Origin of the sequence: Asticcacaulis sp. DW145, from assembly GCF_037101385.1 — a bacterium.
GTDB classification, from domain to species: domain Bacteria; phylum Pseudomonadota; class Alphaproteobacteria; order Caulobacterales; family Caulobacteraceae; genus Asticcacaulis; species Asticcacaulis currens.
Window position 1 is genome coordinate 704,790 of the sequence record NZ_AP029024.1, and the last position, 15,407, is coordinate 720,196.

15 protein-coding genes are annotated in these 15,407 nt (G+C 62.2%); 10 read left to right on the forward strand and 5 right to left on the reverse strand.

The window, feature by feature from the left end; translation table 11 throughout:
• Nucleotides 1–70: 70 nt before the first annotated feature.
• From dmeF to AACH73_RS03275, 3 genes are all read right to left on the reverse strand, one after another.
• Nucleotides 71–1,027 (reverse strand): CDF family Co(II)/Ni(II) efflux transporter DmeF, encoded by a 957-nt coding sequence (gene dmeF, locus AACH73_RS03265; RefSeq protein WP_338735405.1) that lies wholly within the window; start codon nt 1,025–1,027, stop codon nt 71–73.
• On the reverse strand, nt 1,024–1,299 hold the full coding sequence (locus tag AACH73_RS03270; protein ID WP_272740638.1) for a metal/formaldehyde-sensitive transcriptional repressor: 276 nt from the start codon (nt 1,297–1,299) through the stop codon (nt 1,024–1,026). Before AACH73_RS03270 ends, dmeF begins: the two co-directional genes overlap by 4 nt.
• A 63-nt stretch (nt 1,300–1,362) precedes the next feature.
• Complete coding sequence (locus AACH73_RS03275) at nt 1,363–1,830, reverse strand: hypothetical protein (RefSeq protein ID WP_272740637.1); 468 nt, start codon at nt 1,828–1,830, stop codon at nt 1,363–1,365.
• Between the two features lie 179 nt (nt 1,831–2,009).
• Between AACH73_RS03275 and AACH73_RS03280 the strand changes: the two genes are divergently transcribed.
• A complete protein-coding gene (locus AACH73_RS03280) occupies nt 2,010–2,273 on the forward strand; it encodes a hypothetical protein (protein WP_338735406.1) in 264 nt (87 codons plus the stop codon).
• Between the two features lie 192 nt (nt 2,274–2,465).
• On the opposite strand, the gene AACH73_RS03285 is transcribed toward AACH73_RS03280, so the two are convergent.
• Nucleotides 2,466–3,797 carry an aspartate aminotransferase family protein gene (locus tag AACH73_RS03285; RefSeq protein ID WP_338735407.1) on the reverse strand — a complete coding sequence of 444 codons (1,332 nt, stop codon included), beginning with the start codon at nt 3,795–3,797 and terminating at the stop codon, nt 2,466–2,468.
• A 127-nt stretch (nt 3,798–3,924) separates the two neighbouring features.
• Here AACH73_RS03285 and AACH73_RS03290 point away from each other — a divergent pair, with 127 nt between their 5' ends.
• The 9 genes from AACH73_RS03290 to AACH73_RS03330 all read left to right on the forward strand — a co-directional run bounded on the left by AACH73_RS03290 (nt 3,925) and on the right by AACH73_RS03330 (nt 14,912).
• Nucleotides 3,925–4,632 (forward strand): GntR family transcriptional regulator, encoded by a 708-nt coding sequence (locus AACH73_RS03290; protein ID WP_272740634.1) that lies wholly within the window; start codon nt 3,925–3,927, stop codon nt 4,630–4,632.
• 223 nt (nt 4,633–4,855) lie between these two features.
• Complete coding sequence (locus AACH73_RS03295; RefSeq protein ID WP_338735408.1) at nt 4,856–6,376, forward strand: aldehyde dehydrogenase; 1,521 nt, start codon at nt 4,856–4,858, stop codon at nt 6,374–6,376.
• A gap of 4 nt (nt 6,377–6,380) precedes the next feature.
• Nucleotides 6,381–7,832 carry an NAD-dependent succinate-semialdehyde dehydrogenase gene (locus tag AACH73_RS03300; RefSeq protein ID WP_338735409.1) on the forward strand — a complete coding sequence of 484 codons (1,452 nt, stop codon included), beginning with the start codon at nt 6,381–6,383 and terminating at the stop codon, nt 7,830–7,832.
• A complete protein-coding gene (locus tag AACH73_RS03305) occupies nt 7,829–9,169 on the forward strand; it encodes an aspartate aminotransferase family protein (RefSeq protein ID WP_338735410.1) in 1,341 nt (446 codons plus the stop codon). Before AACH73_RS03300 ends, AACH73_RS03305 begins: the two co-directional genes overlap by 4 nt.
• Before the next feature lie 63 nt (nt 9,170–9,232).
• The gene (locus tag AACH73_RS03310; RefSeq protein ID WP_338735717.1) at nt 9,233–10,606 is read left to right on the forward strand and encodes a glutamine synthetase family protein; all 1,374 of its coding nucleotides are present in this window, start codon (nt 9,233–9,235) and stop codon (nt 10,604–10,606) included.
• Between the two features lie 187 nt (nt 10,607–10,793).
• Nucleotides 10,794–11,903 (forward strand): spermidine/putrescine ABC transporter substrate-binding protein, encoded by a 1,110-nt coding sequence (locus tag AACH73_RS03315; protein ID WP_338735411.1) that lies wholly within the window; start codon nt 10,794–10,796, stop codon nt 11,901–11,903.
• Nucleotides 11,904–11,972: 69 nt separating this feature from the next.
• Nucleotides 11,973–12,884, forward strand: coding sequence for an ABC transporter permease (locus AACH73_RS03320; RefSeq protein ID WP_272740629.1), 912 nt, complete (start codon nt 11,973–11,975; stop codon nt 12,882–12,884).
• 77 nt (nt 12,885–12,961) lie between these two features.
• Nucleotides 12,962–13,780, forward strand: a complete 819-nt coding sequence (locus AACH73_RS03325) for an ABC transporter permease (RefSeq protein WP_272740871.1) — start codon at nt 12,962–12,964, stop codon at nt 13,778–13,780.
• A 13-nt stretch (nt 13,781–13,793) separates the two neighbouring features.
• Nucleotides 13,794–14,912 (forward strand): ABC transporter ATP-binding protein, encoded by a 1,119-nt coding sequence (locus AACH73_RS03330; protein WP_338735412.1) that lies wholly within the window; start codon nt 13,794–13,796, stop codon nt 14,910–14,912.
• 41 nt (nt 14,913–14,953) lie between these two features.
• Here AACH73_RS03330 and AACH73_RS03335 read toward each other — a convergent pair whose 3' ends face one another.
• Nucleotides 14,954–15,373 carry an MAPEG family protein gene (locus AACH73_RS03335; protein WP_272740627.1) on the reverse strand — a complete coding sequence of 140 codons (420 nt, stop codon included), beginning with the start codon at nt 15,371–15,373 and terminating at the stop codon, nt 14,954–14,956.
• Nucleotides 15,374–15,407: the final 34 nt, after the last annotated feature.

Here is a 15,407-nt window from a genome sequence, read left to right on the forward strand (position 1 = left end):
CGCTTTGCGACGGATCGCGGCGGGGTGAGGGAGGCGTAGTTATCGGCTTTTGCCGGGACTGGCAAGCCCCTCAGGCCTGTGTTTCAACCGTCAGGTGCTGTATATCGTGCACAGGGGTCAGGCGGGCGCGGATGGTCGCGCTGTCGGCGGGCCCCTTTGTGCTGACGATGGCCGCCCACGCGGAGGGACCGATGCGCCAGACGTGCAGGTCGGCAAGGGTCGTGCCGTCGGTCTCGACACACTCACGGATTTCGGCCTCAAGCTGCGCGTCGCTGCGATCGAGCAAGACGCCCGACGTGTCCTTGACAAGGCTCAACGCCCAGCGCGCGATGACGACCGCGCCGACCACGCCCATCAGCGGATCGAGCCACCACCACCCGGCAATCCGCCCGGCCAGCAGAGCAGCAATGGCCAGAATGGAGGTCAGGGCATCGGCCAGCACGTGCATATAGGCGACGCGCAGGTTGTTGTCGGTAGAGCCGTGCGCGTGCGCGTGCTCATGCTCATGCTCATGTTCATGTTCATGATGATGGTGGTGATCGTGCCCGCGGTAATGGCTATGGTCATGCCCATGTCCGTGATCATGCCCGTGCCCCAGCAGCAGGGCGCTGAGCAGGTTGATGATCAGGCCGATGACCGCCACGAGGGTGGCCTCGGTAAAGGCCACCGCCTGCGGCTGAAATAGGCGCAGGATCGACTCAAACGCGATACCCAGCGACACCATGCCGAGCACCAGTGCCGAGGCAAACCCGGCAAGATCGCCTACCTTGCCCGTTCCGAAACTGTAGCGGCGGTCATGGGCGTGCTTGCGCGCATAGAGATAGGCCAGCGCCGCCACCGTCAGCGCGCCGGCGTGGGTCGCCATGTGAAAGCCGTCGGCCAGCAGGGCCATCGACCCGGTCAGATAACCGGCTACGATTTCGCCCACCATGGTCACGGCGGTCAGGCCGACGACCCACAGGGTGCGGCGGGTATTGGCGTCGTGGGCGGCGCTCAGATAGACGTGATCGTGCGGGGTGTGCGTCATTTGGCGTACCGGCGGATAACGGCCAGCAGCTCCTCGGTGCCGCTGGCGCGGGCTTCGGGGCTCAGGTCCGGGCGCGCGACGTGTTCGCGCAGATGCTCTTCGATCAGCTGGTCCATCAGCCCGTTGACAGCGCCGCGCACGGCGGCCGCCTGCTGCAGCACACTGGCGCACGGCGCGCCGGCGTCGATGGCTTTTTCAATGGCCGTCAGTTGCCCGGCGATGCGGCGCACGCGGGCGGTGAGGTTGTCCTTATTGGCGTGCAAATGTCCCATACTATACCCCCCTATAGTATGTTAAGTGTCAGGTCAATCTGCGGGAAGGGGTGAGGGGAAGCCTCAGTCGTCGTCGCGTTCGGCGGCGCGGCGACGCATGTCTTCGCCCCAGGCCGAGATCAGCTCGGACACGATGGCCAGCAGCGACGGGAAGCGCGAGGCCAGAAGCCCGGCGACCACAGCGGCGGCGCTGGCCAGTACGGGCGAGCGGCCTTTGAGGGCATCTAGGATGCGCTGGATATGCACGATGGATGACTGCGCGTGGGCCGCCTGAGTCTGGGCCCGGAGCAGGGCCTGCTGTTCCTCGCGGCGGCGCTTGCCGGCCTGCTTGACCAGTACATACAAGATCAGCGGCAGGATCATCGCGCCGCCCAGCGCCACCGGCCCCCAGATCGGCCCCAGCCAGATTTGCAGGGCGTTGAACAGGCCGATACTGGCCCAGGCGAGACCGATAATGGCTGCGGCGACCATCAGGACGACGACGATCAGGGTGGTCCGCAGCTCAGATAGCTGTTCCGACAGATTAAACATGACGCGCCCCTTGAAATTGAACAGATCGATTGTGCGGCACACTATGGCCGTTTGACAGGCTAGAGCGCATTCCGAAAAGTGTGAAACGGTTTTCGGAATCAAATGCGCGCGAACACAAAATTTCAGGCAAGGATATCCACGCGATTCCGTAAGAATTCCGTAAAAGCAGAGGCTCATTGTTGAAAACGCTGATCGCCGCCCTTTGGCACATGACGGGCGTTCTCTGCGCACCGCTTTACTGGTTGCTGTCGGTCCTGTTTCTGTGGGGCGGGATGATCCTCAATGGTGAGGGTGAGCCCGAGGGGATGTGGGCAATCTGGCTGGTGCTGATCCTGCTGGTCGCGCGCTTTGCGCCAACCGTGCGCAGGCTGGGCGGGCGGTGGGTCAATGGGCTGGGCTGCGTGATTTTTGGCCTGTTCGCCCTGATCGTGTCGGTGAGTTAGGCCCTGTTGGAAGTTCAAGACCGTGAATGGCTATTTTCTCCTCCCTACGCTTGCGTGGGGAGATGTCAGCGAGCGAAGCGACGCTGCCGGAGGGGCGTAACCATCCGTGAGATACCCCTCCGCCTCGTAAACTCGGCACCTCCCGATAAAATAGGGAGGAGGTAAATCGACAAGGTTGATCGTGACCTCAGCCTAAGCCGTCTGATCCAGCACGCGGCGCAGGGTTTCGATTATGCGGTCGATGTGCGCCTTTTCGATGATCAGCGGCGGTGACATGGCGATGATGTCGCCGGTGACGCGGATCAGCAGGCCTGCCTCAAAACAGCGGTCGAAGACCTCCAGCGCGCGGGCCGTCGGGGCCCCCTCGCGCGGGGTCAGCTCGATCCCGGCGATTAGGCCCAGATTGCGGATGTCGATGACGTGCTTCGCGTCGCGTAAAGAATGGACGGCGTCTTGCCAGTAGGGCGAAATTTCAGCGGCGCGGGCGAAGAGGCCTTCGTCTTCATAAGTTTCCAGCGTGGCTATCCCGGCGGCGCAGGCCAGCGGGTGGCCGGAATAGGTGTAGCCGTGGAACAACTCGATCGGGGTTTCCGACGCCTGCATGAAGGTGTCGTAGATGCGGTTCGACACGCCGACGGCCCCCATCGGCACGGTGGCATTGGTGATGCCCTTGGCCATGCAGATCAGGTCCGGGCGCACGCCGAAATAGTTCGCCGCAAACGGCGTCCCCAGCCGCCCGAAACCTGTGATCACCTCGTCGAAAATCAGTAGAATATCGTGCTTGTCGCAAATCTCACGCAGGCGTTTCAGATAGCCCTTCGGCGGGATCAGCACGCCGGTAGAACCGGCCACCGGCTCCACGATGACAGCGGCGATGGTCGAGGCGTCGTGTAGCGTCACCAGCCGTTCCAGTGCGTCAGCCAGATCGGCCCCATGCTCCGGTTCGCCTTTGGAAAAAACATTCTGCGGCAAGTGGGTGTGCGGCAGATGATCGACCCCGGTCAGCAGCGTGCCGAAGTGCATGCGGTTCTTGACGATGCCGCCGACGCTGATGCCGCCAAAACCCGTGCCGTGATAGGCGCGCTCACGCCCGATCAGGCGCGTCTTGGCACCATTGCCGCGCATCCGATGATAGGCGAGGGCGATCTTCAGCGCCGTATCGGCGGCCTCCGAACCGGAATTGGTCAGAAAGACCTTTTTCAGGTCGTAGGGCAGGATGTGGCTGAGTTTGTGGGTAAATTCAAACGCCAGCGGATGAGCGATATTGAAGGTCGGTGCGAAGTCCAGCACCGCCGCCTGCTTTTGAATGGCCGCCGTGATTTTGGGACGATTATGCCCGGCATTAGAGCACCAAAGGCCTGCCGTGGAGTCCAGAATCTCGCGGCCGTCGTGGCTGCGGTAATACATGCCGTCGGCTTCGACCAGCAGTTTGTGCCGCCCGGATTTGAAGGCCCGGTTGGGCGTGAAGGGCATCCAGAACGAACTTAGCGCGTCGGGTGAGGGGAAATGATCAGACGAGTCCATGGCCGGGTCTCCCTTAAACAACAGGCATTTCAATTGTCCGTCCACAGCTTACAGGCTATACACAGCTCTGCCAGTCCTTTTGTGCGCTCGTCCGCTGTTTTGTGATCACATTTTCGAGGCCGTCTTTATGACCTTTCCGGCGCTGAACGTCTTTACGCCCAACGCCCTAAGCGGTGGGTTCGATGGGCGTGACGAGGACGCCTCTGTCCATGATCAGGTCTATGAGGCGCTGGCCACCCTGCTGATTCAGGGGCAGATTCCGCCGGGGAAGTCGGTCAGTTTGCGCACCCTGGCCAGCGGGCTGGGCGTTAGCCCCATGCCGGTGCGTGAGGCGGTGCGCCGCCTGATCGCGCAGAAGGCGCTTGAGCTTCAGCCATCGAATAAGCGCCTGCGTGTGCCCTCCCTATCCGAAGACCGCCTGAAACAGTTGATGATGGCGCGCCAGTGGGTTGAGCCGGAACTGGCCTTCCGCGCCGTGGCGGCGATGACGAGGGACACGATTGCCGAGCTGAAAGCCGACGATCAGCGCCTGATGGCGGCGCTGACCAAGGGCGATGTCGATGGCTATATGCAGGCCAACCACGCCTTTCATTTCCGCATCTACAGGCTGGCGCAGGCGGATCTGTTTCTCGATATGGCCAAGACGCTGTGGCTGCAATCGGGGCCGTTCATGCGTGTGGTCTTCGGGCGGCTAGGGACCGTGCAACTGCCGCAGGACCACCATCAGGAACTGATCCGCGCCTTTGAATCCGGCGATGCCGCGGCCGTGCGTCAGCATATGTCGGACGACGTGCACGAGGGCATGGAGCTGATGCTGGAGGCGTTGAAGAGGTAAACCTTTTCTTCTCCCTGTGCCGACGGCATGGGGGCAAGACCAGCGAAGGTGACAAGGGACGCGGCTGTTGACGTCTCCGAGTCACCGGCTCCCAACATCCGCTGTCCCTGCGCTTCGCGGATGGTCCCCCTCCCACGGCTGCGCCGCAGGCGGGAGATTAAGGCTTGACGACTGCGTTTGCGCCATGTTCCATTTGTGATCACAAATTGCCGGAGGTTTTGCCATGCTGCCCGCGCCGATTGCCACGTCTGCTGCCGACCTGTCCGGGGTGCTTGAAGCCCTGAAAGTCGTGTACAAGCCCGACAAGGCCTTTCTCGACGGGCAATGGACGGCGGCGGCGTCCGGTCGCACCTTCGATAATCATACTCCGCGCGACCATAGCCTTATCAACCGGCTGCCCGCCTGTGACGCCGCCGATGTTGATGCGGCGGTGCGCGCGGCGCGTCAGGCCTTTGAAGACGGGCGCTGGCACCACGTCGCGCCTAAGGCCAAGAAAAAGGTACTGCACGCCCTGGCCGATCTGATGACGGCGCACGCGGAAACTCTGGCCCTGCTAGAATGTCTTGATACGGGCAAGCCGATCCGCGATGCGCGCGCCGTCGATATCCCTTTGGCCATCAACAGCGTGCGTTACTATGCCGAGGCGCTCGACAAGATCTATGGCGAGGTGGCACCCGCCCCGCAGGGCCGTTTCTCCTATGCCGAACACGAGCCTCTGGGCGTCATCGGGGCCATTGTGCCGTGGAACTTCCCCCTGCACATGGCCATGTGGAAGGTCGCCCCGGCGCTGGCCATGGGTAATTCGGTGGTGCTCAAACCCGCCGAGCTGTCGTCCCTGACGGCGCTCTATGTGGCGGCGCTGGCCATCGAGGCCGGACTGCCCGCCGGGGTGTTCAATGTGGTAACCGGCTTCGGCCATGAGGCCGGGGACGCGCTGGCCCGCCATATGGAGGTCGATATGATCGCCTTTACCGGGTCGGGCCCGGTGGGGCGGCAACTGATGAAGGCGTCGGCCGAGTCGAACCTAAAGCGCGTCTCGCTGGAATTAGGGGGTAAGTCGCCTCAGATCGTCTTTGCCGACTGCCCCGACCTTGAAGCGGCAGCCCAGAACGCCGCCTGGGGCGTCTTCTACAATCAGGGTCAGGTGTGCACGGCGGCCTCGCGTCTATTCGTCGAAGCCGCCATCAAGGACGCCTTCCTCGAAAAGGTCATAACCGTGGCCAAGACCATCACGGTCGGCGATCCTTTCGATCCGCAAACCGCCTTCGGGGCGATGATTTCCGAGCGTCAGATGAACACGGCGCTCGACTATATCGCCAAGGGGCAGGCGGGGGGCGGCACGCTGCGGCTGGGTGGCGGCCGGGTCAGGCGCGACACCGGCGGCTTCTATGTCGAGCCGACGCTGATTGACGGCATCACGCCGGACAATGTGCTGGCCCGCGAAGAGGTGTTCGGGCCGGTCCTGTCGGTCCTGACCTTTGAGGGCGAAGCCGAGGCCTTGCGACTGGCCAACGATACCGTCTATGGGCTGGCCGCCGGGGTGTGGACGGCGGATGTCGGGCGCGCCATGCGGGCGGCGAAACAGCTCAAGGCCGGGCTGGTCTGGGTCAATGGCTGGGACGCCTGCGACATTACGCTGCCCTTCGGCGGCTTTAAACAGTCGGGCTTTGGTCGCGATCGCAGCCTGCACGCCCTATATAAGTATGCCGATCTGAAGTCCGTCTCGATCAGCTATACGGTATAAAGCCATGAAACTCACCCCCGCCATTCTCGACATCCTCGGCGACGCCATCAGCCAGACGCCGCCCGCCTATAAGGCGTTTGCCTCCTACAACCCTTCGACCGGCGAGGTGCTGGCCTATGTGCGTGATATGGGCGCTGCGGAGACTGAGGCCGCCATCGCTGCCGCTCAGGCCGCCATGCCCGAATGGGCCGCCAAAACCGCCAAGGAACGCGCCAAAATTCTGGAAAAATGGCACGATCTGCTGATGCAGAATCAGGAGGCGCTGGGCCTTCTGGTATCACTGGAGCAGGGTCGGGCGATCAAGGAAGCGCGCGGCGAAGTGGCCTATGCGGGGGGCTTCATCGAATGGTTCGCCGAAGAGGGCAAGCGCGCCTATGGCCGCACCATACCGGCCCCGGTGGCGGGCAAACAATTGCTGACCATTCAACAGCCGATAGGCGTGGTCGGCGCCGTGACCCCGTGGAACTTCCCCCTGTCGATGATCACGCGCAAGCTGGGGCCGGCGCTGGCCGCCGGGTGTGCTGCGGTGCTGAAGCCCGCCGAAGACACGCCCCTGAGCGCGCTGGCGCTGAAGCAACTGGCCGACAGGGCCGGGGTGCCAGAAGGCCTGATCCACATTGTGACGGCGGCCACCGGGGCCGAGGTGGGTAAGGTCCTGACCACCGATCCGCGCATCAAAAAGTTCTCCTTCACTGGGTCCACGCCGGTCGGCAAAAAACTCTATGAACAGTGCGCCTCGACCATCAAGAAGATCTCGCTGGAGCTGGGCGGCAATGCGCCGGTGGTGGTATTTGACGACGCCGACCTCGATATCGCGGTCCCGGCGACGGCCCTGTCGAAGTTCCGCAATTCGGGGCAAACCTGCGTCTGCGCCAACCGCATCTTCGTGCAGCGCGGCATCTATGACGCCTTTGTCGAACGTCTGACCGCCGAAGCCAAACGTCTGCAACTCGGGCCGGGCTGGGAAGAGGGCACAGGCCTTGGGCCGCTGATCAATCAGAAGGCGGCGACCAAGGTGACGCAACTGGTTGACGACGCGGTGGCGAAGGGCGCTAAGGTCGTGCTGGGCGGTAAGGTCGATGAGACTCAGGGGCCGTTGTACTTCCCGGCGACCATCCTGACCCACGTGCCGCGTGAGGCCCGCATGTTCGATGAGGAAATCTTCGGACCCGTGGCGGCGCTCTATCCGTTCGACACCGAAGACGAAGGGATCGCTCTGGCCAATGACACGCCATTCGGTCTGGCGGCCTATGCCTTCACGACGGACATCAAACGCGGCTGGCGCGTCACGCAGGGCATTGAGGCGGGCATGGTCGGCCTCAATGACGGGGTCATGTCCACCGAGGTCGCGCCCTTTGGCGGGGTCAAGGAATCGGGTCTGGGCCGCGAAGGCGCGGTCGAAGGCCTTGAGGAATTTCTGGAGACCAAGTTCATCAGCTTCGGGGGGCTGGGTTGACGTCTCTGTCTGACTTCCTCGCTGAACAAAAGCGCCTGTTCACCGCCACCCACCCGAAAACGGTCGCTCTGGCCGAAGCGGCCAAGGGTATGTGGCGCGGCGGCGTGCCGATGCACTGGATGCACGACTGGGCCTCGCCCGTGCCGCTGTATGCTGAACGGGCCAAGGACGCGACCCTGTGGGACGTCGATGGCCACGCCTATGACGACTTCTGTCTGGGTGACACCCCTTCCATGTTCGGCCACGGGCGCGAGGAACTGCAACGCGCCATCGCCGCCCAGGCCGGGCAGGGGGTGGGTTTCATGCTGCCGACCCGCTCCAGCCTGGAGGTAGGTCAGCTTCTGAAAGACCGCTTCGGCCTGCCGGTATGGCAGTGTGCCACCACGGCGTCTGACGCCAATCGCGCCGTCATCCGCTGGGCGCGGGCCATCACCCGTCGCGCCAAAATCCTGTTTATCGACGGGGCCTATCACGGCATGGTCGATGACGCCTTTGTGGTGCTGAAGGACGGGCAGATCGTCCATAAAACCGGTCTGATCGGGCAGGTCGCCGACCTGACGCAGCACAGCGTCGTCGTGCCGTTTAACGACCTAGCGGCGCTGGAGGCGGCGTTGCGCACCGGTGAGATCGCCGCCGTCATGCTCGAACCCGTCATGACCAATTGCGGCATGATCCTGCCGATTGAGGGCTATCATGAGCGCCTGCGCACCCTGTGTGACGAGACGGGCACGCTGCTGGTTTACGATGAGACGCACACCCTGTCGTCCGGCTTTGGCGGCTATGTGCGCGAACACGGTCTGCGCGCCGACGTCCTGACCGTAGGCAAGGCCATTGCCGGAGGCGTGCCGGCCGCCGTGTGGGGCGTGACCGCCGAGGTCGCCGCGCGCATGGACGCCACTCAGGCGGCCATCGGGCCGGGGTCGTCCGGCATAGGCACCACCTTGTCCGGCAACGCACTCGCCATTGCGGGCATGAAGGCCATGCTGAGCGAGGTCATGACCCCGGACGCCTACGCCTGGATGCAGGCCGGGGCCGAAACCCTTGTGACGAGGCTGCGGGCCGTCATTGCGCAGCATCAGGTGCCGTGGTCGGTGGTGCATGTGGGCGCGCGGGCCGAGCTGGTCTTCGCCGATCCGGCCCCGCAAAACGCCGCCGACATGCGCCGCGCGCTGGACCCGCACCTGCTGGAGGTCCTGCACCTCTATCTGATCAATCGCGGGGTGCTGATCGCGCCCTTCCACAATATGATGCTGATTTCGCCCAAAACCCCACCGGAGGCCATTGACCGCCTCGTGGCGGCGGTGGAAGGGTTTATCACTGAGTACAAGCGTTTTTAAACCGACCTCCCCAGCTTGCTGGGGGAGTAGGAAGGATCGAACATGTCTTTACCGCCACACCCCATGGTCGCCACCGTTGATGAGGCCAAGGCCTTTCTGGAGGCCCACCCGCACATCAACTACTTCGAGATACTGTTCACCTCGATGACCGGGGTGCCGCGCGGCAAACGTCTGCGTCGTCACGAGCTTTTGCCCATCTACGAATATGGCCGCTTCCTGCCTGGTTCGATTCTGGTGGTCGATACGCTGGGGGCCGATTGCGAAGAGACCGGCCTTGTCTGGGAAGACGGCGACGCCGATCGCGTGGCGCGACCGGTGCCGGGGACGCTCACGCCCGCGCCGTGGCTGGGGGACGATGTGGGGCAGGTGATGCTCTCGCTCTATGAGCTGGACGGCACGCCCAACGACCTCGATCCGCGCCATGTCCTGCAACGGGTGCTCGACCGCTATGAGGCAGATGGCCTGACGCCGGTGGTGGCCTGCGAGCTGGAATACTACCTCGTCGATATCGAGCGGGGTCACAACGGCGAGTTGGTGCCCGCCGCCGGCTTCAACACCGGCCAGACGCCCAAGGGGATTCAGGTCTATGGCCTGCCCGAAGTCGAAGCGCACGGTGAGTTTTTCCGCACTCTGTGGGAGACAGCCGATGTGATGAACATCCCGCTGGAAGGGGCGATTTCCGAATTTGCCCCCGGTCAGGTCGAGCTGACCCTGAAGCACAAGCCGGACGCGCTGCGCGCCGCCGACGATGCGGTTCTCTACAAGCGCATGGCCAAGGGCGTGGCGCTCAGCCTCGGCATCGAAGCGACCTTTATGGCCAAGCCGTGGGCCGATCGCGCAGGCTCCGGCTTCCACGTCCACGTCTCGGTGGCGGATAAGGACGGCAAAAACCTCTGTGCCGACGCCCATCCGGAAGGCTCGCCCCTGCTCAAGCACATGATCGGCGGTATGAAGGATCATCTGGCCGACTGCATGGGCATCCTTGCGCCGGGCGCCAACAGCTATAAGCGCTTCAAGGCCAATTCCTACGCCCCTGTGGGCCTGACCTGGGGCGTCAATAACCGCACGGTGAGTTTGCGTGTCACCGCTGGCCCCGCCCATACGCGCCACGTCGAACACCGCGTCGCCGGGGCCGATGGCAACCCCTATCTGGTGCTGGCGGCCATTCTGGCCTGCGCCCACCACGGCCTGACGCAGAAGATCGACCCCGGCCCCGCCGTGGTCGGCAATGGCTATGCGGTGGCCGCCGAAACCGGCGCGACGCTGCCTACCAACTGGTTCGCCGCGGTCGAGTATCTCGACCGGTCTCAGGTGCTGCGCGACTATCTGGGCGAGCGTTTCATTGAGATGTACGTCAGGGTCAAAAAGACCGAACAGGCGCGTTTCTTCGAGGAAATCACCGAACTGGACTACGACTGGTACTTAAGAAACGCCTGAGACGTGCGGGCGGCAAGAAATATGACGCATTTGCGAACGTGATCACAGTTGCCGGTTGACAGAAACCCAATCCCGTATTCTGTTAACTTATCTTCATATTCAGGCGGGGCTGGATAGGTCTTCGCACTGAGGTTTACGCACCCCGCCCCGTCCTGCACCGACGGGCCGAAACCGAAGGAGACCGGACATGAGTTCATCGCGCCATATGAAAAGTTTTGGGGCATCGCGTCGTTCCTTGCTGCAAGGCCTGGGGGCCGCGGCGGTGGGCATCAGTTTCGGCGGCCTGTCGGCCTGTTCGCAGGGGGCCAGCACCTCTGGCGGCGAAGGCAACAAGCTGAACTTCTACAACTGGGACACCTATATCGGCACCCATACGCTGGCCGACTTCAAGAAGGCCGCCGGTATCGACGTCAACATGTCGATCTTTGCCACCAATGACGAGTTGTTTGCCAAGATGAAGACCGGTAATTCCGGCTTCGATGTTATCGTCCCGTCCAACGACTTCGTGGAGCGTCTGTCGCAGGCCGATCTGCTGCTGCCGCTCGATCACACCAAGCTGCCCAACCTAAAGAATATCGACCCGGCCTTCATGGATGTGCCCTATGATCCGGGCCGCAAATGGTCGGCCCCCTATACCTGGCTGGTGCTGGGTATCGGCTATCGCAAGTCGAAAATGCCGGCGGGCTTCAAGCCGGATTCGTGGAAGTATCTGTTCGAGTCCGACCAGTTCAAGGGCAAGATCGCCGTATTGTCTGAGGCGGGCGATATGATCCGCCTGGGAGCCAAATATCTCGGCCACTCGGTCAACGGCCTCGATCAGGCGACCATCGACAAGGTCACCGCCATGCTGATCAAGCAGAAGCCCAATATCAAGGCCTTCCACGAAGACAATGGTCAGGACATGCTGTTGTCGAAGGAGGTCGATCTGGTCCTCGAATACAATGGCGACATCGCTCAGGTGAAGACCGAGGACGACGATATCGACTTCATCATCCCCAAGGAAGGCTCGCAGCTCAATTCGGACAACTGGTGCATCCCCAAGGATTCGGCGCGTCCGGACAATGCGCACAAGTTCATCAACTACATGATGGATGCGCAGGCCTCGAAGCACATTTTTGAGACCATCCTCTATCCGACGACCAATGCCGCCGCCAAGGCGCTGATGCCGGACAGCTACAAGAACAACCCCATCATCTTCCCGACAGCCGAAGAACTGGCGCGCTGCGAATACGCGGCCTTCGACGCGTCCAAGGCGCAAGTTTATGAAGACGCCATGACCAAGATCAAGGCCGCCTGATACCCATAACCGCCGCAGGTGCCCGCATCTGCGGCGGTTCGGCTTTTGTGTGTGCAAAGGGGACTGCCTATGGAACAGAGCTGGCGTCAGGCCAAGGGACTTTTTGCCGCCCTGATGAGCGCACCGCTCATCTGGCTGGTCTTCTTCTTCTTCGTGCCGCTGGGGATCGTCTGGCTCTACAGCTTCGGTGAAAACCGCGGCCTGATCGACATTGCCTTCACGGGGACGTGGAGCAACTACGCCAAGGCGTTGGAGCCGCTCTACCTCGGCATCTTCGTCAAGTCCCTGTGGGTGGCGGCCCTGACCACCTTCCTCTGTGTGGTGATCGGCTTTCCGGTGGCGCTGGCCATCACCTTTTCGCCCGACAAGTGGAAGCCGTGGCTTTTACTGCTGGTCATGCTGCCCTTCTGGACCAATCTGCTGATCCGCACCTATGCCTTAATCGCGGTCCTGCGCAGCGAGGGCTATGTCAATCAGACCTATCGGTTTCTGTGGGAGAATGCGTCGGGCCTGATGACCCTGATCGGGCTTCAGCCGCTGGGCACGTTTCAGCCGCTGGAGTTGCTCTATAATAACTTCGCCGTGGTGCTGGGTCTGGTCTATGTGCATCTGCCGTTCATGATCCTGCCGCTCTATTCGACGCTCGACCGGCTGGACCGTTCACTGCTGGAAGCCTCGCTTGATCTGGGGGCCGGTCATATCCGCACCATGTTCTCCATCGTCATCCCGCTGGCCGGGGCGGGGATAGCGTCGGGCGTGCTGATCACCTTTATCCCGGCGCTGGGAGCCTATCTGACGCCCGACCTTCTGGGCGGCACGGACTCGCAGATGATCGCCAATGTGATCGAAAGCCAGTTCAAGCGCGCCAATAACTGGCCGTTCGGCGCGGCCCTGTGCTTCATTCTGGTCTATCTGACCTTTATCGGTATCGCCATTCAGGGCCTGCTCGACAGCTCGGCGAAGAAGCGGGGGATGGCATGAGCGACTCAGCTTCCGTCAGGGCCACGCCGGTGGAAAAAGAGCGTCCTGTGAAGGAGCGTCCCGGTCCCCTGGACTATATGCGCCGCTGGCCCATTCAGGCCTGGCTGATCGCGGTGACCGTCTTCCTGTACGCGCCGCTGATCTCGCTGATGGTGTTCTCTTTCAATGACTCAAAGCGTAACGTCGTATGGCAAGGCTTCACGCTGAACTACTATGCCAAGGCTCTGACCAATTCGAGTTTGATCGAGGCCTTTACCAACTCCATCGTCATCGCGCTGTTTTCGACCGTTATTTCGGTGATCGTGGGGGCCATGGCGGCGATTGCCCTGTGGCGGTTCCGTTTTGCCGGCCGCACGGCCTTCGACGCGGGCATGGCCATCCCCATCGTGGTGCCGGAAATCTGCATGGGCGTCGGGATGCTGGTCTTCTTTGCCAAAATCTTCCCCTGGCCGCAGGGTTTGCCGTGGCCGCTCAATCTGGGGGCCATCATTATCGCCCACGTCTCGTTCAGCTTCCCCTTCGTAGCGGTGGTGGTGCGCGCACGTCTCGCCTCGTTTAACCGTGAGCTTGAGGAGGCCGCCAAGGATCTGGGGGCCAGCGAATGGCGCACTCTGATGGACGTGCTGGTGCCGCATATCCAGCCGTCGCTGATCGCCGGCGCCCTTCTAGCCTTCACCCTGTCGCTCGATGATTTCGTCATCACCTTCTTCACCTCCGGACCCGACACTGTGACCTTCCCGGTGAAGATCTATTCGATGGTGCGCTTCTCGGTGACGCCTGAGGTCAACGCCGCCTCAACCATACTGATCGTGGTGACGGTCCTGCTCACCTTCCTCGCCTTGAAATTCCAGGGGACCAGCGCCCTGACCGCCGGCCACGGCCCCGAAAAGAAGTGACGGAGACATACTGATGTCCGAAGAGAAGACCATCATCAGCTTCGAGAACGTCTCCAAGCGCTTTGGCAAGAATACCGCCGTGGACAATGTGTCGCTTGACATCAAGGAGGGCGAATTTTTCTCCCTGCTCGGTCCGTCGGGCTGCGGCAAGACCACGCTGTTGCGTATGCTGGCCGGGTTTGAGATGCCGTCTGAGGGCCGTATCCTGATCGACGGCAAGGACGTTTCGACCACACCGCCGAACAAGCGCCCGGTGAACATGGTGTTTCAGTCCTACGCCGTCTTCCCGCACATGAGCGTGCTCGATAACGTCGCCTATGGCCTGAAGATGGACGGCGTACCGCTCGCTGAGCGCCGTCAGCGTGCCGAGGAAGCGCTGGAGCTGGTCAAGCTCGGTGGCTTCGGCGAGCGTAAGCCCGACCAGATGTCGGGCGGTCAGCGGCAGCGCGTGGCGCTGGCCCGCGCGCTGGTCAAAAAGCCCCGCGTTCTGCTGCTCGATGAGCCCCTGTCGGCGCTCGATGCCAAGCTGCGCGACGCCATGCGCACCGAACTGGCGCTTTTGCAAGAGAAGGTCGGCATCACCTTCATCATGGTCACCCACGATCAGGACGAGGCGCTGGCCATGGCCACGCGCTGTGCCGTGATGAACCGCGGCCTGCTGCAACAGGTGGCCACGCCCTTTGACCTCTATGAGTTCCCCAATTCGCGCTTTGTCGCCGACTTTATCGGCAGCGTGAACCTGTTTGAAGGCACGCTCGACGTCGATGAGCCGGACCACGCCATCATCAACAGCCGTGACATCGGCCCCATCTATCTCGACCACGGGGTGACCGGCGCGACCGGGGCAACCGTGTGGGCGGCGCTGCGTCCGGAAAAGATCGAGATGGAAAAGTTCGATCACAAGCCGACCAAGATGGAAGACGCCCCGGAAGGCTATAACATCGTCGCCGGGACTATCCGCCTGATGACCTATCTGGGGTCGGAAACGGTCTATGAGGTCGAGCTGGAAAGCGGCCGCATGGTCAAGGTCTTGCGCTCCAACCTGACGCGCTGGGATCAGGAAGACTTCACCTGGGACGAAAAGGTGTGGCTGTCATTCAACGCCTGCGCCCCGGCGGCCTTGCTGAGCTAAACGTTCTTATACCTCCTTGGCTATGCCGGGGAGGTATAGGTTCAGGCAAGCCGCACAAAAAACAGCACCCACATCGTCAGAAGCACCGTCACCGACCCCGCAAAGGCCAGCAAGCGGAAGAGGATGTGGTTGATCGTAACATGGATCAGGCTGTGGAGGATACGTAAGCCCACATAGGCCCAGGCCAGTATCAGTTGCACATCGCTGACCGTTTTCGTGACAAACAGCAACACGCAAATCACATAGAACAGCACCGGCAGTTCAAACAGGCTCGAATAGTTGCGGCTGATCAGGCGGCTCTGCTTCGGCACCCGCTCGCTTTCGCCAAAGGCAAAGTCGCGCGGCGTCACCTGTCCGGCCTTCGCGGCGGCGATGCGCGTAATCAGAATACCGCTCAGCATGACAAAGGTGAGGGCGGCCAGCGCGCCCATCGGCCACAGAATCAGAAGCGTATTGGGCATGGACCCTCCGTTTTCATCTTTTTGAGCATGACAC

Coding starts and splice junctions, on each gene's coding strand:
- AACH73_RS03270 (WP_272740638.1), bottom strand. CDS start 1,299: ATGGGACATTTGCACGCCAATAAGGACAACCTCACCGCCCGCGTGCGC.
- AACH73_RS03275 (WP_272740637.1), bottom strand. CDS start 1,830: ATGTTTAATCTGTCGGAACAGCTATCTGAGCTGCGGACCACCCTGATC.
- AACH73_RS03285 (WP_338735407.1), bottom strand. CDS start 3,797: ATGGACTCGTCTGATCATTTCCCCTCACCCGACGCGCTAAGTTCGTTC.
- AACH73_RS03325 (WP_272740871.1), top strand. CDS start 12,962: ATGCGCCGCTGGCCCATTCAGGCCTGGCTGATCGCGGTGACCGTCTTC.
- AACH73_RS03315 (WP_338735411.1), top strand. CDS start 10,794: ATGAGTTCATCGCGCCATATGAAAAGTTTTGGGGCATCGCGTCGTTCC.
- AACH73_RS03300 (WP_338735409.1), top strand. CDS start 6,381: ATGAAACTCACCCCCGCCATTCTCGACATCCTCGGCGACGCCATCAGC.
- AACH73_RS03330 (WP_338735412.1), top strand. CDS start 13,794: ATGTCCGAAGAGAAGACCATCATCAGCTTCGAGAACGTCTCCAAGCGC.
- dmeF (WP_338735405.1), bottom strand. CDS start 1,027: ATGACGCACACCCCGCACGATCACGTCTATCTGAGCGCCGCCCACGAC.
- AACH73_RS03310 (WP_338735717.1), top strand. CDS start 9,233: ATGGTCGCCACCGTTGATGAGGCCAAGGCCTTTCTGGAGGCCCACCCG.
- AACH73_RS03320 (WP_272740629.1), top strand. CDS start 11,973: ATGGAACAGAGCTGGCGTCAGGCCAAGGGACTTTTTGCCGCCCTGATG.
- AACH73_RS03290 (WP_272740634.1), top strand. CDS start 3,925: ATGACCTTTCCGGCGCTGAACGTCTTTACGCCCAACGCCCTAAGCGGT.
- AACH73_RS03335 (WP_272740627.1), bottom strand. CDS start 15,373: ATGCCCAATACGCTTCTGATTCTGTGGCCGATGGGCGCGCTGGCCGCC.
- AACH73_RS03295 (WP_338735408.1), top strand. CDS start 4,856: ATGCTGCCCGCGCCGATTGCCACGTCTGCTGCCGACCTGTCCGGGGTG.